This window comes from Pyramidobacter porci (genome assembly GCF_009695745.1).
Taxonomy (GTDB): domain Bacteria; phylum Synergistota; class Synergistia; order Synergistales; family Dethiosulfovibrionaceae; genus Pyramidobacter; species Pyramidobacter porci.
In genome coordinates this window covers 101212-123462 of sequence record NZ_VUNH01000011.1, presented here as the reverse complement: position 1 = coordinate 123462, position 22251 = coordinate 101212, and the positions used below count along the sequence as shown (strand labels likewise).

Genomic DNA, 22251 nt, shown 5'->3' with positions numbered 1-22251 from the left:
GCCAACGAGGTTTTGCCGAAGCTCATCGTCAGGCACAACCGGAAGTTTGCCGTCAATCCGGCTGAGGGTGAGGACGTTTATGTGAAGCCGGAAGGCAAGGTCGATTGGAATTTTCTCTTTGCGCGGCGGGGTTTCCGCAGGACGGATCACGGCGGCATGATCTCCTATGGAAGCCGGCGGTATGTTCCGGCAGCGGACGATTATCTCGGGATGGTCAACACGACGGTTGAGGTGCGCGAAACGTTGGCGGGAGAGATGTGGGCTGTTTATAAGGGCAAACGGATTGCCATGAAGGAGGTTGAAAGGCCGAAGTGAGTCGACTCCGATGAGGCATCGGCAAAGAAACGAAAAAGCGGGCTTGTGAAAGCGCACAAGCCCGCTCCAGACCACCCATGGCGGCGTGGCCTCGTCAAGAGACGAGAACATCATAGCACATACACGCCGTGTCCAAAACTCACGACAGGTGGTGCTATGTCATAGCAAAAGGATCTTATCTCAGCGTCTGATATTTGAATAAACATGGCTGTAGTGACTTTTTCAATGAGCGGTTATGCTGACTTTTTTACTGGCTATTGCCAGACCCAATTTTGTTGCTGTCGTTGCTCAGAGATAAAGTCACCCATAACGGTTCAAAGAAAATGTCACTCTGAGATAATACCGTCCATGAAACAGGAGCGAATGACATTGTCACAAAAGGAACTGAATTGTATCAGAGTTATCGGAGCGCTTGTCGACGGCCGTATGACGAACAGGGAGGCGGCGAAGAAACTGGAGTTCTGTCAACGGCAAATCATCAGGATCAAGAAGAAGTTCATTGCTCAAAGGGCAGTGGGGCTTGTTCACGGCAACCGCGGTAGAATGTCCCGGCACAGGATCGGAAATGAGGTACGGGCATTGGTGCTGAAGGCGTATCGCGTGGTGTATTATGATTTCAAGGACCCACCGATTAAATCGCCGTTTGCTCAAGCAAGATAGTATAATAAAGTCGTACTAATCCCCCGTCAAAGGAGAATAGAAGATATCCCAACTCAGCTTCGGTGATATGGAATACGCAAATCGCAGAAGAAAAGCCAGGAGAGAAGCATTTCTTGAGCAAATGGATAAAATTATCCCGCGGGCTGATTGGGTCATCGTGACAGCGACGCATTATCCGTCCGGCAAACGGGGACGCCCTCCTCTTGGTGTCGAGACGACGCTACGCATGTACCTCACGCAGAACTGGTTCAATTTGTCCGATGAAGGCATCGAAGACGCCATCTACGACAGCAATGTCATGCGTACGTTCCTGAGGATCAATTTCCTCCAGCAGCAGGTACCGGACGCAACAACCCTGCTGCACTTCCGTCACCTTCTTGAGAAGCATGAGCTTGGCAAAGCCTTGTTCGACGATATCCGGAGCAGACGTGACAAGGCCGGTTTGATCATGCACGGAGGCAGCGTCGTCGACGCAACGCTCATCAGCGCTCCGAGTTCAACGAAGAACCAAAACGGCGAACGAGATCCTGCAAATGCATTCGACGAAAAAAGGCGGCCAGTGGTATTTTGGCATGAAAGTCCATGCCGGCGTCGACGCCGGAAGCGGGTATGTCCATACCATCATCGGGACCTCCGCCAACGTTCATGATGTGACGCAGCCCCATGCACTGATACGGGAGGATGATGGGGTCGTCTCCGGAGATTCAGGCTATCTTGGCGTAGAGAAACGCCAAGAGATCAGAGAAGACGAGCGCCTCTCGAAAGTTGATTTTCGTATCAACCGGCGTCCCGGCAGCATCAAGACATTAGGCGTAGGCAGATCATATGATAGATCCCGGGAAAGTCGTAAATTATCGACACGCAGTAAAGTCGAACACCTCTTTCAGATCGTGAAGAGATACTTTGGCTGCCGCAAGACATCGTATCGAGGCATAGCGAAAAACATGAACAAATTCTTCGTTCTGTTTGGCTGTGCCAATCTTGTCATGTGCCTTCGAGCTGGACGAACGGAAGAGTTGTCCGCCTGTGGGGCATACCCCATAACCGTCTCCGTTTAACGGAGACAGGGCCTTCCCACGGCAGTTTGGGGGCATTTTTCGCCTACAGAACGGGCACTTCATTTGACTATCAAGACCTTTGTTTGATAGTCAAATTGGTGTTTTCGTTTGGGCGAAATAATCAGCGGTTCCTTAATATGAACAGACGTTTTTGGGGCTGGCGAACATCATGATTTGATGTTCGTTACACACCAACATTTATTATAGAGTCCAATTATAGAGTCCAATCATAACCACCGGCCGTGCCGGCGTTTTGCACAAGCCCCCTTGGGGCATCTTCCCGGCCGAGCCTATAGGCTCGTCAAAAAGTCTGTCAGCCGCGCAACTCTCACGGGCTGCCCCTAAAGGGGCTCTCTACTTGCCTTCCCGTGCCGGCTTACCCGTAAACGGGTCAACCTACTCTTTTATCGTCAGCTGTTCCTCGGCATGATCTTCCTGCAATTGGTTCCTGATGGAGGTCTCTATTGCAGTCTTGTTGCGTCCTACCGTGCTTACGTAATATCCGCGGCACCAGAAATGTCGATTGCCATATTTGTACTTCAGATTCGCGTACTTCTCGTAAATCATCAGGCTGCTTTTACCTTTCGGGTAACCCATCACCTGCGATATGCTGTATTTGGGCGGGATGCTCAGCAACATGTGGACGTGATCTTTGCATGCTTCCGCCTCCAATATTTCAATTTCTTTGTACGCGCACAGTTTTCTCAGCATCAAACCGATGTCTTGTTTGATCTTCCCGTAGATGATTGCCGGCGATACTTCGGCGCAAATACCACGTGATACTTACACTCCCACTTCGTGTGTGATAAACTACTGACGTCAAGTTTCATCAGGACTTGATCCTCCTTTGGTTTTGTTTGGCGGCTGACAGACCGCTTTTACTTTGCCAAAGGAGGAGTTCTTTTTCTCCATAGCTAAAGCCTTTTAGCCTGCATTCCCGTGACACAGCACTAGGGAACCTCGAATAAAAGCAGTCATAGCCCGCTAAAATCAGTAGTTTGGGCGGTTTTTCTTCTTGCAGGTAGCTAGAGCTTGTTCACGCTAAATTGCATCTACAATCATAGCAAAGTAGATGAATCCACAGAACAGCACGTCAAGCTTATCGTAACGGGTAAATATTTTCCGAAATCGCTTAAGACGCGGGAAATATCGCTCTATCTCACTGCGTTGCTTATATCTCTCCTTATCATACTCCCACGGATCTTTGCGGTTCGATTTGGGAGGAACAGCCGGAGAATACCCCTTCTCCTTCGCTTTCTTCCGCATACTCTCTCCCTCGTAAGCTCTGTCCATCAGGATGTATTTTTGCTCTGGAGCTCTTATGATCTTGTCAAGCAGTGCGATGCCTTCCGGCGAGTCATGGGCTTCTCCTCCGGAGAGCGCGAAGCTGACAGCCGATCTGTCAGTTGCGGCGACCATATGAATCTTCGTTGTGAGCCTGCCTCTCGATCTTCCAATGGCCTGTTTCCCTCTTTTTTCAAAGCGCCTGTCCCGTCGGGATGAACCTTTGCCGATGTGCTGTCCAGGCAGATCGATTCGACCTTTACGCGAATAATGTTCTCCATTTGCAACGCTTCGAACAGGCGCTGTAAAACGCCGTTTTTGCTCCACCTGTTCATGCGTACATAAATCGTATGCCAGTTTCCATAGGATTTCGGCAATGTCCTCCATTTACAGCCGTTTTCCGTGACATACAGTATCGCATTGATCAGTTGGAGATTGCTCATGCTCACATTCCCGCGCTGACGGGGCAAGTATTTTTCAATTCGCTCGTATTGTCCTTGCGTAATTTCCATATGCACATTATAGATTACTGTTGGGTAATTGTCTATTAGTGTGAACACACTCTAGCTGTTCTATAAAGAAATAGCATAATTTCCTGCCATAGCAAGACCTCCTGTTGTTATGTTGATTCTACAACAGGAGGTCTTTTTATTCTCTGTCCAGCAAGCGGGATGCAGTCCAAGGTACATATCAAAAAGACGTGACGGCTTTTTTCAAGATTTCTTCGGCAGATGACGCCGCAGCGCCTCGATCACGCCGCCGCTTTCGACGCGCTCGACGATCTTCCCGTCTTTGAAGATCACCGCGCCCGACGGCGAACCGGCGACGCCGAGCTGCGCGTGGCGGGCCTCGCGCGGACCGTTCACTTCGCAGCCCATCACGGCCAGCGTATAGCCGTCGGGCAGTTCTTCCAATATCGGGGCGAGCTGTGGAATAACGGCGGCCACTTCCAGCTGGCGCCGTCCGCAGGTCGGGCACGAGACCAGCCGTCCGCCGCGCTGGCGCAGATTCAACGCCCGCAGGATGCTGTAGGCCGTCCGCACTTCGTTCGCGGGCGGCTGTGACAGGCTGACGCGCATCGTGTCGCCGATGCCCAGCGCCAAAAGCCGCGACAGTCCGCAGGCGCTTTTGACGACGCCGTCCAATCCGCTGCCCGATTCGGTGATCCCCACGTGGAACGGAAAATCGCCGTAGCGGCGCTGGAGAAGGACGTTGGCGCGCAGGGATTCTTCCAGATCAGTCGACTTGGCGGAAACGATAATGTCGTAAAATTTCAGCGACAGCAGCATTTCCATCTGCTCCCCGACCGCCAGCGCCAAAGCGGCGCCGCGGTCGCCGCCGGCGCGCCGAAGCTGCACGTCATTGACCGAACCGCTGTTGGCGCCGATACGGATGACGACCCGGCGTTCCCGCGCCAGGTCGACGACGGCCGCCAGACGCTCGGGGCTGCCCATGTTGCCGGGATTGATGCGGATGGAAGGACAGCCGGCTTCCATGGCCGCGACGGCAAGCGCCGGATCGAAGTGAATGTCCGCCATCAGCGGCAGCGGCGAGGAAGCGTTCAGGGCGCGCAGTCGGTCTTTCAGTTCCGGCTTGGGAAACGCGACGCGCACCAGTTCGCAGCCTTCGGACTGAAGTTCGGTCAGCTGTTTCAGACACGCGGCCGTGTCGTCGAGACGCGTTTTCAGCATCGATTCGACCCGGATCGGCGCGCCGGCGCCCAGGGTCAGGGGACCAATCCGCACGGTTCTTTTCATGATCGTCCTCCGCGCTAAAAGAGCTTCAAAATATCCTGCCACGTCACGACGATGATCAGAGCGAACAGGATTATGAAACCGATGAAATGGATCTTCCCTTCCAGTTCGAGAGACATGTTTCTGCCCGTGATCATTTCGACCAGCACAAAGAGGATGTGTCCCCCGTCGAGGGCGGGAAAAGGCAGCAGGTTGATGATCCCCAGATTGAGGCTGATCACGGCGAGGAACGACAGCAGCGAGAAAAATCCGGCGCTGGCCGCCTGCCCGGCCATGGCGGCGATGCCCACGGGGCCGGAGACGTCGACTTTCGCCGGGTGAACAAGCATTTCTTTCAGCCCCTGGAGCATCGCCAGCGACATGTGGAAGGTCCACGCGATCGAGCCGCGCAGGGCCCGGCTCAGCGGCAGCTTTCGGATCGCGGGCTGAATGCCGATCAGCGGCGGCTCGCCCGCCTTTTCAGCTTTGGTTCCCATCGTCAGCGTCAGCTGCCGGGGACCGCGCCGGACCGTCAACTCGAGTTTCTCCTGACCGGCGGCCTGGGAGCGGATCGCGCGGGTCATCTCTTCCCAGTCGCGGACGTCGACGCCGCCGACCCGTTCGATCACGTCGCCGCGCCGCAGCCCCGCCTCCGCCGCCGGAAAACCGGGCATCAGCGCGCCGACTTCGCTGACGGAAAGGTCCATCACGCCGCGCGACATCAGCAGCACCGTCGCCAGCACCACGACCAGCAGGATATTGTTGAAGGCCCCCGCCGCCAAAACGATCAGGCGCTTCCAGGCGGGCTTTTCCTGAAAGCTCTCTCCGGGAAGGAGCGATTCGCCCTCGTTTTCCTCGCCCATGCCGGCCAGACGGACAAAACCGCCCACGGGAAACGCGCGCACCGACCACTTATTTTTGCGCCCCTGGCGCTGCCACAGCACGGGCCCCATGCCGAAGGAAAATTCGTGCACCTTGACGCCGCACCAGAGCGCAGTCAGATAATGGCCGAACTCATGCACGATCACGCAGATCAGGATGATAAAAAGAAACGATATGACGCTCAGAATCATTTAACTCCAAACCTTCTTCCTGCCCCAGGCCCTTTCGTTTGCCAGCTTAAGAGCGCGGGCCCGGCAGCGTTCGTAAAGCGCGATGCGCGAAGAAATGTCTTCCACGTCTCCGCCGTTATAGCCGTCCACGATAGCGGAGACGATTTTCGCGATGTCGGAAAAAGCGATTTTCCCTTCGAGAAACGTCTGCACGGCCGCCTCGTCGGCGGCGATCAGAATGACAGGATAGGGCTCGCCCCTGCGGGCCGCCTCGATCGCCGTATAAAGCCCGGGGAAACGCGCCTCCTGCGGCCTTTCGAAATGAAGATCCAGGCCGTCCAGTTCGACCGGCTCGATCTTCTTCATCCGCAGCGGCAAGCGCATCGGCCACGAGAGGGCCGTCAGCGCCGCAAGCCGCATATCGGGAGGGCTCAGGAGCATTTTCGTCGCGCCGTCGATAAAGGAAACCAGCGCGTGAACTTTCGAGCCGGGATGGATCACGGGCAGGATTTTCTCTCCCGGAATCCCGAAAAGATCATGCGCCTCGAGAAGTTCGATGCCTTTATTGATCATCGTGGCGCTGTCGACGCTGATCTTGCGCCCCATGGACCAGACGGGATGCGACGCCGCCTGCTCGGGCGTGACCGCGTCGAGCTGTTCCAGCGGCGTGCGCAGGAACGGGCCGCCCGAAGCCGTTAGAATCAATCGTTCCACATGATCGTAATTTTCGCCGGCAAGGCACTGCCAGAGCGCGTTGTGCTCGCTGTCGAGCGGGCGGATCTGCCCGGCGCGCACGGCGGAGGCCAGGCGCTCGCCCAAGATCAGCGCCGATTCCTTGTTGGCCAGGCTGATTTCCTTGCCCAGTTCCATCGCGCGCGCCAGCGCTTTCACCGCAGCGACGCCGGACGAGGCGAAGACGATATGTTCCACTTCGTCGGACTCGATCAGGCGAAGCAGCGCGTCTTCTCCTTTCCAGAGCTCCGCTTCTTTGGGCAAATCATAGCGCGGCTCCCGCAAGACGACGATTTTAGGCTCGAACTCCCGACAAAGCGACGGCAGCGCCTCTCTTCCCGTCTCCGCGGCCAGCGCCGTCACCTGAAAGAACTCGGGATAGGCGCGGCACACGTCAAGCGCCGAAGAGCCCACGCTGCCGGTGCAGCCGATCACGGCCACCTTTTTTCTCGTGTTTTTCGACATTTTTCAACTCTCAAAGCAGAAAAGCCCACCAGATCATCCACGCGCACAGCGTGTTGACGAGGACACTGTCAAAGCGGTCGAGGAATCCGCCATGACCGGGGAAAATATGCCCGCTGTCCTTGACGTCGTTCTCGCGCTTGATCAGAGATTCCACCAGATCGCCCAGCTGACCGGCGCTGCCGCAGGCCGCACCGACGAGGACGAACGCCATCGGGCTGAACTTGAAAAACAGCGCGCACAGCGCGCCGCACAGCGTGCTGGCGACAAAACCGCCGATAAAACCTTCAAGGCTCTTGTGAGGGCTGATATGAGGACAAACGCGCACCGTTCCCCAACGCGAGCCAACAAGATAGGCCATGACGTCGCAGGACCAGGTGCAGAGAAAGATGGAAAGCACCGCCGCCCATCCTACGGGATCGGGCAGAGCCCGAAAACGGATCATGCAGTACCACGGAATGACCGCGTACACCAAGCCGGTGATCACGGGGCCGACGCTGGCGATGGAATGACTGCCGGCGGTCAGCTGGCGCCGCGCCAGTTCCATGAAATAGACGGCGAAGCAGCACAAGCCGAAGATCGCCATCAACCCCGTCTGCGACACGTGTTCGGAGGAAAAAAGCACCACCGTCGCGGCCACCAGGCCGACGAAGCGATCCGCTTTCGGCAGACTGGGCGACATGCGGTAAAACTCCCAGAGAGATCCCAAAGCCACAAACGCGGCGTAGACATGCCACCACCAGCCGCCGAGATAAAGCAATCCCAGCATCACCGCGACCAATGCCGTGCCGGTGGCAGTGCGAACAGCCAGCGTCTGCTTAAAACTCTTCGACTCGTCCATAGCGGCGTTCCCTTCTGGCATAGGACTGCAATGCCTTTTTCAGTTCCGCGGTGCCGAAATCGGGCCAGAGCGTGTCCGTAAAATAATATTCGCTGTACGATCCCTGCCACAGCCAGAAATTGCTGACGCGAAGCTCTCCGCTGGTACGGATGATCAGATCGGGATCGGGGATGTCGGGAAGATAAAGATGTTTTCTTAAGTCTTCTTCGCCGGCGATCGTTTCGCCCTTGGACTGGGCGTCGGCGATGGCGTCCAGAATTTCCTGCCGTCCGCCGTAATTGAAACAGACGACCAGCGTCATGCGGCCGCATCGGGCCGTCTCCGTTTCGCTCCAGTCGATGATTCGCAGCACTTCGTCGGGCACGCCCCGGCGCGCCCCGCAAAAACGGACTCTGACGCCGTTTTTCACAAGGTCGGGAACTTTCTTGCGCGCGTAGTGCCGAAGCAGTTCCATCAATCCCGCCACTTCGAGCCGAGGACGATTCCAATTTTCCGTTGAAAAAGCGTAAACCGACAGGCAGCCAATGCCCATCTCGCCGGCCGCCCGCACCGTCCGCTCCAAAGCGGCGATCCCGGCCCGGTGTCCCAGCAGACGGGGCAGACCGCGTTTTTTGGCCCAGCGGCCGTTGCCGTCCATGATCAGGGCGACGTGTTTCGGTAAGTTCGCGCAACGCTCCATGCTTTATCCTCTCAGGCTTTCATAGCGCTGACGTATCTCTTGAATATCGCGCCACGTCAAATCCTTGGGGCCGCCGCGCTCACGGCTCTGGTTCCGCAGCAGATAGCTGGGATGGAACATCGGCATCAGCGCCGCGCCGCGCCACGTGAACCAGCGCCCGCGCATTTTGGTGATCCCCTCCGTGCCGTGCAGAAACCACTTCAGAGGCGTGTTCCCCAGACAGACGATGATCTGCGGCTGAAGCAGGGCGATCTGAGCCTCCAGCCAGCGCTGACAGTTCAGGACCTCTTCGATTTCGGGAACGCGGTTGTTAGGAGGACGGCATTTGACGATGTTGGTGATGTACACGTCGTCGCGTTTGAACCCGGCCGCTTCGAGGATGCGGGTCAGCAACTGCCCGGCCGGACCGACGAAGGGACGTCCCGAATTGTCCTCCACCTCGCCGGGGCCTTCGCCGACGAACATGATGCGCGAGGTCAGGCTGCCTTCGCCGACCACGACGTTCTTTCTGGAGCGGCAGAGCCCGCACTGTTCGCATCTGTTCGCCGCGTCCCGCAGCAATTGGTAGAGCGCCGTGCGCTCTTGCGGAGAGCGCTGCGCTTGATAGAGCATTTCAGTCATCAAAGGTTACCTCTGCTATGGTCACGTCGACTCTCGCGACTTCCATTCCCGTCAGCTGTTCGACGGCAACCCGGACGCGCAGCGCCGCCTGACCGGTCAGTTCCTTGAAGCTGAGCGCGCCGGTTCTCACCGTCAGGGAAAGAGAAATGACCAGACGGTCGTTCTCTTCTTTCACTTTGGGCTCCTTGACGGAAACCACCTGTACGGTGCCGCGAGCCACGTGTTCAGCGATCTGTTCGACGACGGCGGATTCGATCTTGAGCGCCCCGTAATAGCTGAACGGAGGACGCACAATGGTCTTTTCCGCCTCGTCCCGACTCGAGAAAAGATTTTTCAGACGGCCCACCAGTCGTCCCGTATAGTTTTTCTGGATCTGCGTCTGAGCGACGGGAATGACGTGACGCTTGTTCTGTTTCCGCTCGTAAAGCGCCTTTTCGATCTCGTCGTCGGAGGCGACCTGATCGATGCGCACGTATTCCGAAGGCGGCGGCAGTCCCAGCACTTCGCAGATCTCGTCACTCATGCCCCGCGACGTGGCGAGAATCATGATGCGGCTTCCCGGGTGGCGCGCCAGACAGCGCCGCACCTCGTCGCGGTGTTCGGGAAAATGGAACATGGCGCGCCGAATGGCCCGTACCATGTTGGGTTCCGTTTTGGCGCTTTTTCCGGCCAGAATTCGCCCGCGGGAAATCAGCAGTCCGTCGTCGATGATGATGTCGACGCTGCGTTTCGACGCGACCATCTGCGAGCGCATGCTTTTTCCCGTTCCCGCCGGCCCGTAAAAGGCCAGGACTTCATATTTCCCCGGAAGGAGGTCAGAAACCGTCTTCGTCTTCACGACCGCTCCCCCTTCTGGAAGGATAAACGCTTTAAAACGAGCCTTCGTCGTCTTCCGCGATAGAAACCTCGGCCCCCAGCCCCTGCAGGGCGCGATCGAAATTTTCGTATCCTCTCAGGATATGATGGAGACCGTAAACGCGAGTCTCGCCTTCAGCCGCCAGCCCAGCCAGCACCAAGGCGGCCCCGGCGCGAAGATCGGTTCCCTGCACGCTGGCGCCGTACAGAGCGGGCACGCCGTTGATGACCGCCGTGTTGCCCTGAATCTCGATCGCCGCGCCCATCTTGCGAAGTTCCGCCACGTGCTGGAAACGGGATTCGAAGATGCTTTCCTTGATCACGCTCGTGCCTTTGGCAAGGCACAGCGCGGCCATCAGCTGCGGCTGCACGTCGGTGGGAAAGCCGGGATAGGGCATGGTCTTGACCGACAGCTTCTTGAGCCTGCCGCGCGAGGGATAAACGGTGACGCTGTTTTCCTGTCGTTCATAAGACACGTCGGCCTCTTCCAGTTTGGCCAGGAGCGAATCGAAATGCTGAGGCTGCACGTCGGTCACGGTCACTTCGCCGTTCGTGATCACGCCGGCCAAAAGGTACGTGCATGAAGCGATACGGTCCGGAATAATCTGCACGCGGCCGGAAACCAACTCGGCCCGACCGTTGACCTGGATCACGCCGGCGTTGTCCTTTTTATAACAGACCTCAGCGCCCATCGCTTGAAGCGCCTGAACCAGATTCGTGATCTCCGGTTCGCGGGCGGCGTTTTCGATCGTCGTCTCGCCGTCCGCCAGCACCGCCGCCATGACAAGGTTCTCCGTCGCGCCCACCGAAGGGAAATCCAGATATATTCTGCAGCCGCGCAGTTTCCTGGCGCTGGCATAGACGGCCCCGTGGCTGAGTTCGATCGAAGCGCCCATTTTCGCCAGCCCCTTGAGATGCAGATCGATCGGCCGGGCGCCGATCGCACAGCCTCCCGGCAAAGGCATAACCGCTCTTCCCGTCTGGGCAAGCAGCGGTCCCAAAAGGATGGAAGAAGCGCGCATCTTTTGCACCAGCGAGGCGGGCATTTCACAGACAAGATCGCCCCGACGGGCCACCGTGGCCGTGCCGTCCTCGAACCGCACGTCCATTCCCAGCGCGCACAAAAGAGCGACCAGCGTCTCGGTATCGCGCAGAAGCGGCACATTGGTGCATGTCAGTTTTTCGCCGTCGCCGAGCAGAAGAGCCGCCGCCATCACTGGCAGCGCGGCGTTCTTGGATCCCTGGGTACGAACCTTCCCCTTGAGAGCCGCTCCGCCGGAAATCTTTAAAAACTGAGCATTACTCATAACTCCCACTCCTAAGGCACGTTTTATGATAGCCAAGATACAAATACTTTTACATTATACAACAACTACAAGAAAGCCGTCACCCTCAATCAGGGCGACGGCAGGGCAATCGCTTGCGAAACAAGCAAGCCCGCGGGCGCCAGACCCAAGACCTGCAGAGCCGCAGGGATGCCAAGCCCGCAGAGCTTGCGCTTGCGCCTCATGGGCCTCCTGGCAATTTTCTCGAGAGATTTTTCGTAAGCGATCGCTCTGCTGTCATCCCGATTCAATTGCAAAACATCGCTCCGATCCGCTCGAACACTGCTGTGCTTCGATTTTATCCTCGACTTTTCTCTCCCGCATTTCGCCCAGAGATTTGACTGACTTGTTTTTTCCGCTAGAATAGACGATGTCATGTTCATTGTTACTCTGAATTACTGAGGTGAATCCCGTGAACAGCAGCAATAACGTTAAAGGGGGGCGCGCCGCACCGCAGAGGCCGAAGACCTCAGCGAACGTACCCCAAAAGAGAAAAAAATCGTTTCTGAACAAACTTCTGATGTGGTTGGGGATGACGGTCCTCGCCTGCATCGCAGCGATTTCAGTAGGTCTGGCTTTATACATCAATAAGATTTCGGATACACTGCCAACTGACGACGAGATTCTTGCTTACCGAGCAAATGAAGCCAGTATCGTTTACGATCGCAAAGGCCGCGTGATCACGGAGCTGTACGTTGAGAACCGGAAACCCATGAAACTGGAACAGTTCTCAAAGTGGATGGTGATGTCGATTCTTGCGGCGGAAGATTCTCAGTTTTACTCTCATAAAGGGATTCGTCCGCTGGCAATTCTGCGTTCGCTTTTTAGCGGCGAAGGCGGACAGGGGGCCAGCACGATCACGCAGCAGCTGTCGAGGAATCTTTTTTTGTCGAGTGAAAAGAGTCTGGACCGCAAAGCCAAAGAAGCCATCATTTCTCTTCACATGGAAAGGCTCTATTCCAAAGATAAGCTGCTTGAGACGTATCTCAACGCCATCTATTTTGGTCATGGCGCCTGGGGCATCGACGCAGCGGCCCATAGTTACTTCAACAAAAGCGCCAGCGATCTGACGCTCGGCGAGGCTTCGATTTTGGCAGGTCTGGTTGCCGCTCCCGAAAAATATTCTCCGATCCGGAACATGAATCTGGCCAAAGCTCGCCAGAATTACGTGCTGAACCGTCTGGTCCATCTGGACTGGATCACCCGGGAAGAAGCGGACGCTGCCGCTCAAGAACAGCTGAAATTCAACGAACGGACCGAGAAAAACAAACTTGTTTTTAATAAAGCGCCCTATTTTGTGAGTCATATTCTCTTCAAAGAACTGATTCCGGTTTACGGCAGCGACAAGATCTACAAAGGCGGCATGAAGATCTACACGACCCTGGATCTCGACGTGCAGCAGGCAGCCGAGGAGTCCATGGCAAAGTTGAAAAGCGAAGGCGGGCTTGTCGCGCTCGATCCGGCAGACGGCTCCATTCTCGCGCTGGTCGGCGGCAAAGACTTCGAACAAAGCAAATTCAACCGGGTGACGCAGGCGTTCCGGCAGAGCGGCTCGGCTTTCAAGCCGATTGTTTATACGGCAGCGCTTGAAGCTGACTATCGCCCGATTGACCACATTATGGACGCGCCGATTTCACTGCGCGTTCCCAATTCATCGGGACCTGCCTGGACGCCGCACAATTTCAGCGAGACGTATGCAGGAGAAGAGACTCTGCTCAACGCTCTGGCTCATTCACACAACACTCCGGCCGTGCGCCTGACCTATATGCTGGGGCCAACGGCTGTCGTCGAGACAGCCCGGCGTATGGGAATCACCTCGCCGTATTTGACCCCCACGCTTTCTGTTGGTCTGGGAGTTGCCAGCGTCACGCCGCTGGAAATGGCGGTTGTTTATTCAGTGTTCGCCAATAACGGCAACCGCGTCGAGCCCTACTTCATTCGAGAGATCCGCAGCCGCGAAGGCAAAGTTCTTCAGCTGAATTCCCCGAAGATAACAGAAGCTCTTCAGCCTGGGACGGCAATGATAGCCCGTTCGATGCTCCAGGAAGTTATTCGCGCCGGCACCGGCAGCAAAGCGCGTCTCGCCGGATTCGAAATGTTCGGCAAGACCGGCACGACGAACGATTACACCGACGCATGGTTTGCCGGCGGCGTTCCCGGGCTGGTCGCCGTCGTTTATGCGGGAAACGATGACCTGAAGCCGCTCGGCGGCAAAAACGCCACGGGCAGTCAAATTGCCCTTCCCGTATGGTCCTCGTTCATCAGAAGCGCCGTTAAAATCCTCGAGGCGCCCCAAGTCTTTCCCAGAGAGCTTTCCGACGAGGAAAGCGGCGTCAGGGTCATGCGCGTATGCGTCGAAAGCGGCTTTCCAGCTTCGCCGGAATGTAAAAAAGTCACCAATATCTACATGCCTGCGGACAGGATCCCCACCGCCACTTGTCCGCTTCACGCCGAGAGCGCGGCAGAGGCGGAAGACCCCAACGCGCCGCAATTGCTGCTTTTGGATCAAGACAAGACAGATCTCGAAGCCGTCAAGAAGGATGAAGAACTCCTGGTCTCCCAAGATCAGCTTCCAATTTTCGGTCCCTCCCAGATTCCGCCGCCCATTCCTCCCGCCCCCGACCTCCCGCCGGCAGAGGGGAATAGTACTGGCAGTTGGCGCGATTACATCAAAAAGGACGATCGTTCCGTCGAAGAACGGTATCAGGAATTGCTCAAGAAATACAATATTCAATAACGAAAAGTCCGAAGGCCGGCTTCGCGCCATGCCTTCGGACTTTTTCGATCCATTGCGGTCGGTCATACGAGTTTTCGGTAAAGAGAAAGAAGAAGCCCGCAGCTGCGGGCTTCTTCTTTCTCTCGATTTGACTTTTAACAGCGCAACAGTCTAGTACATTCCGCCCATGCCGGGGCCCATGCCGCCGGCCGGATCGGCCTTCTTCTCCTCGGGCTTGTCAGCCACGAGGACTTCGGTGGTCAGGATCATCTTGGCAATGGAAGCGGCGTTCTCGAGAGCGCTGCGGGTAACCTTGACAGGGTCGATGATGCCCGCTTTGATCAGGTCAACATACTCGCCGTTGGAAGCGTCAAGGCCATGCCCTTCCTCAAGGGAAAGGACTTTCGCGACAACCACGTCGCCCTGCAGGCCGGCGTTGGTCGCGATCAGATGCAGAGGCGAGGACAGAGAGTTGAGCACGATGTTGGCGCCCGTGCGGACGTCGCCCTTCAGGCCCTGCTTCTCGATCTCCTTCTCAAGGTAATTGACGCAGTTGACGAGGGCTACGCCGCCGCCGGCCACGATGCCTTCTTCAACGGCCGCGCGGGTGGCGGAAAGCGCGTCGTCGATGCGCAGCTTCAGTTCCTTCTGCTCGGTCTCCGTAGCGGAACCGACCTGGATGACGGCCACTCCGCCGACCAGCTTGGCAAGGCGCTCCTTGAGCTTTTCCTTGTCGTAGTCGGACGTGGAGTTCTCGATCTCGGTACGGATCTGGGCGGCGCGGTTGCGGATGTCGTCCTTGTTGCCGCTGCCGTCGACGAGGGTGGTGTCTTCTTTGGTGATGCGGATCTTCTTGGCGCGGCCGAGCTTGGACAGCTCGACGTTCTCGAGCTTTTCGCCGAGATCGGAGGTGACCACTTCGCCGCCCGTGACCACGGCGATGTCCTGCAGCATGGCCTTGCGTCTCTCGCCGAAGCCGGGGGCCTTCACGGCCACGGCGGTCATCGTGCCGCGCAGTTTGTTGACGACAAGCGTCGCCAGGGCTTCGCCTTCCACGTCCTCGGCGATGATCAGCAGAGGCTTGCCGGTCTGCAGGACTTTTTCGAGGATCGGCAGCAGATCTTTGACGTTGCTGATCTTTCCGTCGTGAATCAGCACGTAGGCGTCTTCGAGCGAAGCTTCCATGCGCTCGGGGTCGGTGACCATGTAGGGGCTGATGTAGCCTTTGTCGAACTGAAGTCCGTCGACGGTCTCCAGCGTCGTGCCGGTGGTCTGGCTGTCCTCGACGGTGATGACGCCGTCGCGGCCGACCTTCTCCATGGCTTCGGCGATGATGGCGCCAATGGCCTTGTCGTTCGCGGAGATCGAAGCGACCTGGGTAATGTCGTCCTTGCCGTTGACCTGGTGAGCCATCGCTTTCAAATGCTCGGTCACGGCGTCTACGGCCACGGAAATGCCGTTGCGAAGATAAATGCCGTTGGCGCCGGCGGCCACGTTCTTCATGCCCTCGCTGATCATCTCGCGAGCCAGAACGGTCGCGGTGGTCGTACCGTCGCCGGCCACGTCGTTGGTCTTGGAGGCGACTTCTTTCAGAAGCTGAGCGCCCATGTTCTCGAAGGGATCTTCAAGCTCGATCTCCTTGGCGATGGTCACGCCGTCGTTGGTGATAGCGGGAGAGCCGAATTTCTTGTCCAGCACCACGTTGCGTCCCTTGGGGCCGAGGGTCACGCCGACAGTATCGGCAACTTTGTTGATGCCGCGCTCAAGCGCGCGGCGGGATTCTTCGCCAAAAGCAAGAATTTTAGCCATTTATGAATTCCTCCTGAAAATAATAATGTCTGTCGAAAACTAATCAATAACTAATCAATCACGGCAAGAACGTCGCGCTCGCTGAAAATCACGAGTTTTTCGCCGTCAAGCTTGATCTCCGTGCCGGAATACTTGCTGAAAACGATGTGGTCGCCGACTTTCACTTCAAGGGGAAGCTTCTGACCATTGTCGAGAATGCGCCCCGTTCCGACGGCGATGACTTCGCCCTCCTGGGGTTTTTCCTGCGCGGTATCCGGCAGATAAAGACCGCTCTTGGTCTTTTCTTCTCCGCTGACGACTTTGACGACGATACGATCCGCAAGGGGTTTCAACTGCATTATTTATTCCTCCTATAAAAATCTCCGAAGTGATTTTTATTAGCACTTAACCACTTCGAGTGCTAACAATGGCTATAATACAATTTTGGCGGTCAAATTCAAGAGCGATTACAGATAAATATTTTATTTTTTCCGATTTTCCTCGACGAAATTTCGTTTATTCGCTGTTTCCTACCGTATACTGCTCTTTCGCTTAGTCATGTAAAAACAATTGCGATGCGTCCTTGCCTACAAACAAAGAGAGCAACCACAGCGGATTGCTCTCTTAAAAATCATTGCTCCGGCAGGATATGATCCCCGGATACGAAGCGCGAGAAATGCTCCCGGCAGTAACGATGGATCTCCCCCGCTGTCGCCAAATTCAGCACTTCATCGGCGCAGGCGCGCATTTCCTCGGTTTTCAACAGCGAAAGAATCCACTGGGTGCGCAGCATCTCGGAAGGGTTGACGCTGAAAGAACGCAGCCCCATGCCGAAAAGGATTGGGCTCAGCAGAGGGTCTCCCGCCATTTCACCACACAAACTGACGGGCTTGCCCGCAGCCGCGCCATTTTTGATGGTGGTCTGCACAAGACGCAGGACCGAGGGCGAGAACGGCGAGTAAAGATAAGACAACGCCGCGGCCAGGCGGTCGACGGCCATGGTGTATTGGATCAGGTCGTTGCTGCCGATGCTGAGAAAGTCGCATTCGCACGCGATCAGATCGGAAATGACGGCGGCCGAAGGGGTCTCCACCACGACGCCGACTTTAGTGCGGGGATTGAAGGCCGTTCCTTCCCTGCGGAGTTCTTCCTTAACGTCATCGATCACGGCCTTTGCCGAACGCACCTCGTCAATGGCCGAAATCAGCGGCAGCAGAATGGAAACGTCCCCGTAGGCGCTGGCGCGCAGGATAGCTTTGATCTGACTGCGGAAAATGTCCACGCGCGACAATGAATAACGAATCGCTCGATGGCCGAGCGCCGGGTTTTTCTCCTCCGGCATGCTCAGATAAGAAGGGATCTTGTCGCCGCCGATGTCAAGCGTGCGGAAGACTACCGGACGCCCCTTCATGGCCAGCAGGGCTTTTTTGTATTCCCAGAATTGTTCGCCTTCCGCCGGCAGGTGCGCGCGGGTCAAATAAATGTATTCCGTCCGATAAAGTCCGACACCATGCCCGTCAACTTCCACGATCGACTTGATATCCGCATCGGAAGCCGCGTTGCCGTAAACTTTCAACAGCACCCCGTCGGCGCTGCAAGCCGGCCGTCCCGCAAAACTGCGCAACCGCGACAGAAACAGGCTCTCCCGTTTCTGTCGCGCGCGACATTCCTGAATCGTCTTCTCGTCCGGGTTGATAAAGACGTCGCCATTATTGCCGTCGACAATGATAAAGTCGCCGTGGTATACGTCGTCGGCAACTCCGCTCAGCCCCACCACGGCAGGCTTGTGCTGATTGCGGGCCATGATGGTGGCATGAGACCCGATCGTCCCCTCTTCACAGACCAGACCGACGATGTTATTCTTTTGGATCAGCGAGATCTCCGCCGTGCCCATGCTTTTGCAGACAAGGATCAGACCTTCCCGCTCATCCTTGAGCAGGTCACCGCCTTCGATATGCAGAAGCAGACGGCACACGCGCGCAGAAACGTCTTTGACGTCGTCAGCCCGTGCCTTCAGGCAGTCGTTGTCCATATTCTCGAAGACCTGAGCGAACTTTTCCGCCACGGTCTTCACAGCCCATTCGGCGTTGACGTTCTGAGCGACGATCATGTCTCGAATCTCACCGAGAAATTCCGGATCTCCGAGCATCACGCCATGAACGCGGTACAAATCGGGTCCCGCTTCGTCTTTGTCAACAACGGCGGTCTCGCCGGCATAAAGCTGCCGGATCTCTTCGCTGGCCGTAGCCACGGCCAGGTTCAGACGCTCCACTTCCCCTTCAGCGTCGTCGACATAGTCTTTTTCTATCTCGAATTGTTCCTTCCAGTCGACGTAAACGTGCCCCATGACAATTCCCGGAGATACGCCCAGCCCCTTCACGCAATTTCCTCCCTCGCCTCTGGACAGAATTTAAAGACAAGATGCCATAGACAAGCGCCAAGCTCAACGCTCAATTCCATCGCGAGCCATCACCCCGCTGTCGTAGTAGTGCTTGATCGGCTTCATTTCGGTCACGAGGTCGGCGCGTTCAATGAGCCATTGAGGCGCATAGCGCCCCGTCAAAAGCAGCTCCGTTTCTCCGGGACGTTCATCCAAAAAAGTTTTTACCGCTTCGTCGGAGAGTAACCCGAACCACAGCGTCACGTTGATCTCATCGAGCACAACCAGATCGTACCGCCCGGAGAGCATGGCCTGCCGGGAGATTTCCAATCCCCGCCGCGCCATTTCCCGGTCTTTCTCGGTGACTTCTTCACGGCGAAGGCAGCGGGGACCGCCGAACGTCTGCACGTCGATCTGCGGCAGCGCCGAGAGGGCGCGATGCTCGCCATAAAGCCGCCCTTTCATGAACTGCCCGAAGAAAACGCGCCCGCCGTTCCCGGCCATGCGGAGGGCGAGCCCCAGCGCCGCCGTGGTTTTGCCCTTGCCGTTGCCCGTATAGACTTGCACGAAGCCGCGTTCGAGCATGTTCAGGCTCCCATTTCCCAATCGCAGTCCGTTACAGCGTTTCCTTTTCGCTGGACTGGAGGACGACCACGGCCACGTCGGCGGTAACTTTTTTGGCAAAAGCCTGCGGATCCGCCGTAATGTTGGGAAACGTGTTGTAATGCATGGGGATGACTTCACGGGGATGGATCATTTCCGCCGCTCGAGCCGCTTCGTCGGCGTTCATCGTGCAGGTCCCGCCGATCGGCAGCAGCGCGATGTCGATCGCCATGGGACGCAGCTCTTTCATGCCCTCGAAGAGCATGGTGTCGCCCGCGTGATAAACCTTGTGCTTGTCGACCTCGATCACGTAGCCGCAGGGGTCGCCGTCAGGCAGCTCCTGCCCGTCGGCCTGAATCGACGATGTGTGGACTGCCGGCACAACGGTGACCTTCCCGAACAGAAAGTTTCGGCTCTCGCCGTTTTTCATCACCGTGATCGTTTCCGGATTCACGCCCTGTGATTTCAGATATTCGGCAACCTTATCGTTGCAAATCACGGCACATTCGGTTTGCCTGGCAATAGCCACCGCGTCCCGCAGATGATCGAAATGTCCGTGCGTCAGCAGCATCGCGTCAAGCGCGATAAAATCATCTACCGTGCAGCAGGCATAGGGGTTGCCCGTGAAAAACGGATCGATCACGAGCGAGCTGTAATCGCTCTGGATCTTAAAGCTGGCATGACCTAAAAACTGAAGCTGTGTCGCCATAGTGCACACCCTCCCTCAAAATTTAACGCAGATTCGCGATTTTTATTACAAATAAATATATTAGCATAAAAAGAGTCCACGTGCTCCTATTATACGATTAAATTTCATGCCGGCTCTCGCCTTGTTTTTTATACAAAGCTCATCCCGCCATTCGGCGATAAATTTCAAACCGACACGCTCCTCCATGCACAATGCGCCGTCCCTCGAAAGAGGGACGGCGCATTGTGCATGGAGAAAAACAGCGCCGATGTCCCGGCTCAGAGCTCGAAGTCTTCGATGCGGAACATATCCATGTACGTCGGATAAGGCCAAAGATCCTTGCCGATCAGCTGTTCGGCTTCGTCACTGTCAGCTCGGATCGACTCCATGAGCGACGCGCCTTCGCCAACAAGAACTTTCGCAGCGGCATGAGCGTCTCTGCTCTTGACCGAGCCCACCATTGCGTCTAATTTTTCCAGTTTCTCAAGAATGCCGCACTTGATTTCAACCAAGCGTTCTAGATTTTTTTCCCATGCCGAGAGTCGATCGAGCAGTTGCGACGGCACGCCGGACAGCGCTTGCGCTTCCCGCCCCAGCTGTTTGGAAATGGCCGGCAGCACGCCCTCGAACATCATCGCGCGCAGCACTCCGATCTCCGTCAGCATTGTTTCATTGTACTGTTCCAGGCGCACCTCATGATAAGCGACGATCTCGCGATCCGTCATGACCCCCAGATTCGCCAGCAGATCGCGGTGTTCCCTGATCAGATACTGGTCCAGCGCTTCGACCGTATTCCGGCAGACCGGCAGTCCGCGGCGCTTCGCCTCTTCGACCCAGGCCGCGTCGTAACCGTTGCCTTCGAAGCGCACGTTCGCCGATTCTTCCCAGGCGTCTTTGATCACGGCCAGCGCCGCGTCAGCCACGTCCGCCCCGCCGATGAGACGCGACTCCAGCGCCGTACAGAAGCGCTCGATTCCCTCGCTCCAGATGGCCAGCATCACCGTCAGCGGGCCGCCAAGCGCCTGCGGGGCGCCGACGCCGCGGAATTCCCATTTGTTGCCCGTGAAGGCGATCGGCGAGGTACGGTTACGGTCGCTGACGTCGCTGTTCAGCGTCGGCAGGCGGTCCATGCCGAGGTCGATGGAGCCCTTCGCCGTTATGTCTTCGTTGAGGCCTTGGGCCAGACCGTTCAAAGCCCGGTCGATCTGCGAGCCGACGTAAACGCTCATGATCGCGGGGGGCGCCTCATGCCCGCCGAGACGGTGACTGTTGCCCGCCGAAGCGATGGAAGCGCGCAGCAGCCCGCCGTGCCGGGCGACACCGAGCAGAAACGAGGCGATGAAAGAAAGGAACTGGATATTGCGCCGCGGGTTGCTGGTCGGTTTGAGCAAGTTGCGCCCTTCGCTGTCGCGCAGCGAAACGTTCAGGTGTTTGCCGCTGCCGTTGACGCTGGCGAACGGTTTTTCATGCAGCAGCAGCTGAAAGTGATGGCGGCGCGCCATCTTGCGCATCACTTCCATGAGCATCTGATTCTGATCGCAGCCCTGGTTGGCTTCCGACAGGACGGGCGCGAACTCAAACTGCCCGGGGGCCGCTTCGTTATGGCGGGTCATCAGCACTTGCCCGAGACGGTACATGTCGCGCTCGACGTCTTCCATAAAAGCCAGGACGCGGGGGTGGATCGCGCCCAGATAATGGGCTTCGACGGCTTGAGCCTTGGGCGACGGCGCGCCGATCAAGGTGCGGCGGCACAGTTCGATGTCCGGGCGGCGGCGCGCCTTTTCTTCGTCGACGAGAAAATATTCCTGCTCCGCGCCGATGGTCACGTCGACGGAACGCACGGTGCGGTTGCCGAAGAGCTTGAGCAGACGCATGGCCCGTTCCTGAATGGCGCCGATGCTCTTCAGCAGCGGCGTTTTCATGTCCAGCGGCGTGCCGTCGTAGGAAATAAACACCGAAGGGATGCAGAGCGTGCCGCCCTTATGGCTGAGGACGATGAAGGCCGGGCTGGAAGGATCCCAGGTGCAGTATCCACGGGCCTCAAAGGTGTTTCTCATGCCGCCGGAAGGAAAGGACGAGGCGTCGGGTTCGCTCTGGATCAGTTCCTTGCCGCTGAAGGTGTGGATCGGATGGCCCTCTGCGTCGAGATTGAGAAAGGCCATGTGCCGCTCCGCCGTGACTTCCGTCCGCGGCTGAAACCAGTGGGTATAATGCGTTGCGCCTTTGGAAAGGGCCCATTCCTTCATGGCTGCCGCCACGTAGTCGGCAATCGAACTGTCGAGTTTGCCGTCTCCCTCGACCGCCGTCATCAGACGCCGGTATACGTCCTCCGGCAAACGTTCCTTCATGGCCGATTTGTCGAAAACATGCATTCCAAAAATCTCCGCAGGACGGGCTACACCTTCATCCATTTGCTTCAACCTCCCCCAAATGTGTTTGCCGTGCTAAATTTTTTCAAG

The 22251-nt window shown here is 56.9% G+C and carries 18 protein-coding genes and 2 pseudogenes; 4 read left to right on the top strand and 16 right to left on the bottom strand.

The annotated features are described in order from the left end of the window. The 3 genes and pseudogenes from FYJ74_RS11665 to FYJ74_RS11825 all read left to right on the top strand — a co-directional run. Positions 1 to 315, top strand: a pseudogene (locus FYJ74_RS11665) (hypothetical protein); the annotation flags it as partial. 727 nt (positions 316 to 1042) lie between these two features. Continuing rightward, on the top strand, positions 1043 to 1624 hold the full coding sequence (locus FYJ74_RS12025; protein WP_407692123.1) for a transposase: 582 nt from the start codon (positions 1043 to 1045) through the stop codon (positions 1622 to 1624). Beyond that, positions 1509 to 2033, top strand: coding sequence for a transposase (locus FYJ74_RS11825; RefSeq protein ID WP_154527896.1), 525 nt, complete (start codon positions 1509 to 1511; stop codon positions 2031 to 2033). The genes FYJ74_RS12025 and FYJ74_RS11825 overlap by 116 nt, the downstream gene beginning before the upstream one ends. A 396-nt stretch (positions 2034 to 2429) precedes the next feature. On the opposite strand, the pseudogene tnpA reads toward FYJ74_RS11825, so the two are convergent. From tnpA to murA, 10 genes and pseudogenes are all read right to left on the bottom strand, one after another. Beyond that, positions 2430 to 2863: pseudogene (gene tnpA / locus FYJ74_RS10350) on the bottom strand (IS200/IS605 family transposase). A gap of 211 nt (positions 2864 to 3074) precedes the next feature. Beyond that, positions 3075 to 3829 (bottom strand): IS5 family transposase gene (locus tag FYJ74_RS10345; protein WP_154529503.1). Its coding sequence is split into 2 segments (ribosomal slippage): positions 3075 to 3499 and positions 3499 to 3829, totalling 756 coding nucleotides; the frame shifts between segments, so codons are not numbered across the junction. A gap of 201 nt (positions 3830 to 4030) precedes the next feature. Further along, a complete protein-coding gene (gene ispG, locus FYJ74_RS10340) occupies positions 4031 to 5074 on the bottom strand; it encodes a (E)-4-hydroxy-3-methylbut-2-enyl-diphosphate synthase (protein ID WP_154529492.1) in 1044 nt (347 codons plus the stop codon). 14 nt (positions 5075 to 5088) lie between these two features. Beyond that, the gene (rseP, locus tag FYJ74_RS10335; RefSeq protein WP_154529491.1) at positions 5089 to 6123 is read right to left on the bottom strand and encodes an RIP metalloprotease RseP; all 1035 of its coding nucleotides are present in this window, start codon (positions 6121 to 6123) and stop codon (positions 5089 to 5091) included. Then, complete coding sequence (locus FYJ74_RS10330) at positions 6124 to 7299, bottom strand: 1-deoxy-D-xylulose-5-phosphate reductoisomerase (RefSeq protein ID WP_154529490.1); 1176 nt, start codon at positions 7297 to 7299, stop codon at positions 6124 to 6126. It lies immediately after the preceding gene. A 10-nt stretch (positions 7300 to 7309) separates the two neighbouring features. Beyond that, positions 7310 to 8137, bottom strand: a complete 828-nt coding sequence (locus tag FYJ74_RS10325) for a phosphatidate cytidylyltransferase (RefSeq protein ID WP_154529489.1) — start codon at positions 8135 to 8137, stop codon at positions 7310 to 7312. Beyond that, complete coding sequence (gene uppS, locus FYJ74_RS10320) at positions 8115 to 8816, bottom strand: polyprenyl diphosphate synthase (protein ID WP_154529488.1); 702 nt, start codon at positions 8814 to 8816, stop codon at positions 8115 to 8117. The genes FYJ74_RS10325 and uppS overlap by 23 nt, the downstream gene beginning before the upstream one ends. 3 nt (positions 8817 to 8819) lie before the next feature. Further along, positions 8820 to 9437 (bottom strand): uracil-DNA glycosylase, encoded by a 618-nt coding sequence (locus tag FYJ74_RS10315; RefSeq protein ID WP_154529487.1) that lies wholly within the window; start codon positions 9435 to 9437, stop codon positions 8820 to 8822. Next, on the bottom strand, positions 9430 to 10275 hold the full coding sequence (locus FYJ74_RS10310; protein ID WP_320633504.1) for an Asp23/Gls24 family envelope stress response protein: 846 nt from the start codon (positions 10273 to 10275) through the stop codon (positions 9430 to 9432). Before FYJ74_RS10310 ends, FYJ74_RS10315 begins: the two co-directional genes overlap by 8 nt. A gap of 31 nt (positions 10276 to 10306) precedes the next feature. Then, complete coding sequence (gene murA, locus FYJ74_RS10305; protein ID WP_154529486.1) at positions 10307 to 11599, bottom strand: UDP-N-acetylglucosamine 1-carboxyvinyltransferase; 1293 nt, start codon at positions 11597 to 11599, stop codon at positions 10307 to 10309. Between the two features lie 430 nt (positions 11600 to 12029). On the opposite strand from murA, the gene FYJ74_RS10300 reads away from it, so the two are divergent. Beyond that, positions 12030 to 14354, top strand: a complete 2325-nt coding sequence (locus FYJ74_RS10300) for a transglycosylase domain-containing protein (RefSeq protein ID WP_326830930.1) — start codon at positions 12030 to 12032, stop codon at positions 14352 to 14354. 150 nt (positions 14355 to 14504) lie between these two features. On the opposite strand, the gene groL is transcribed toward FYJ74_RS10300, so the two are convergent. The 6 genes from groL to FYJ74_RS10270 form a co-directional block, all read right to left on the bottom strand. After that, entirely contained in the window at positions 14505 to 16142 is a 1638-nt protein-coding gene (gene groL, locus FYJ74_RS10295; RefSeq protein WP_154529485.1) for a chaperonin GroEL, read from the bottom strand. Positions 16143 to 16192: 50 nt separating this feature from the next. Then, positions 16193 to 16480: a co-chaperone GroES gene (gene groES, locus FYJ74_RS10290; protein WP_009164021.1), complete on the bottom strand. Its 288-nt coding sequence runs from the start codon at positions 16478 to 16480 to the stop codon at positions 16193 to 16195. Between the two features lie 272 nt (positions 16481 to 16752). Then, positions 16753 to 18501 (bottom strand): phosphoenolpyruvate--protein phosphotransferase, encoded by a 1749-nt coding sequence (ptsP, locus tag FYJ74_RS10285; protein ID WP_326830929.1) that lies wholly within the window; start codon positions 18499 to 18501, stop codon positions 16753 to 16755. 63 nt (positions 18502 to 18564) lie between these two features. Continuing rightward, on the bottom strand, positions 18565 to 19086 hold the full coding sequence (locus FYJ74_RS10280) for a cob(I)yrinic acid a,c-diamide adenosyltransferase (protein ID WP_154529484.1): 522 nt from the start codon (positions 19084 to 19086) through the stop codon (positions 18565 to 18567). Positions 19087 to 19117: 31 nt separating this feature from the next. Further along, positions 19118 to 19813: a metal-dependent hydrolase gene (locus tag FYJ74_RS10275; RefSeq protein ID WP_154529483.1), complete on the bottom strand. Its 696-nt coding sequence runs from the start codon at positions 19811 to 19813 to the stop codon at positions 19118 to 19120. A 257-nt stretch (positions 19814 to 20070) separates the two neighbouring features. Continuing rightward, positions 20071 to 22203: a glutamine synthetase III gene (locus FYJ74_RS10270; RefSeq protein WP_154529482.1), complete on the bottom strand. Its 2133-nt coding sequence runs from the start codon at positions 22201 to 22203 to the stop codon at positions 20071 to 20073. Positions 22204 to 22251: the final 48 nt, after the last annotated feature.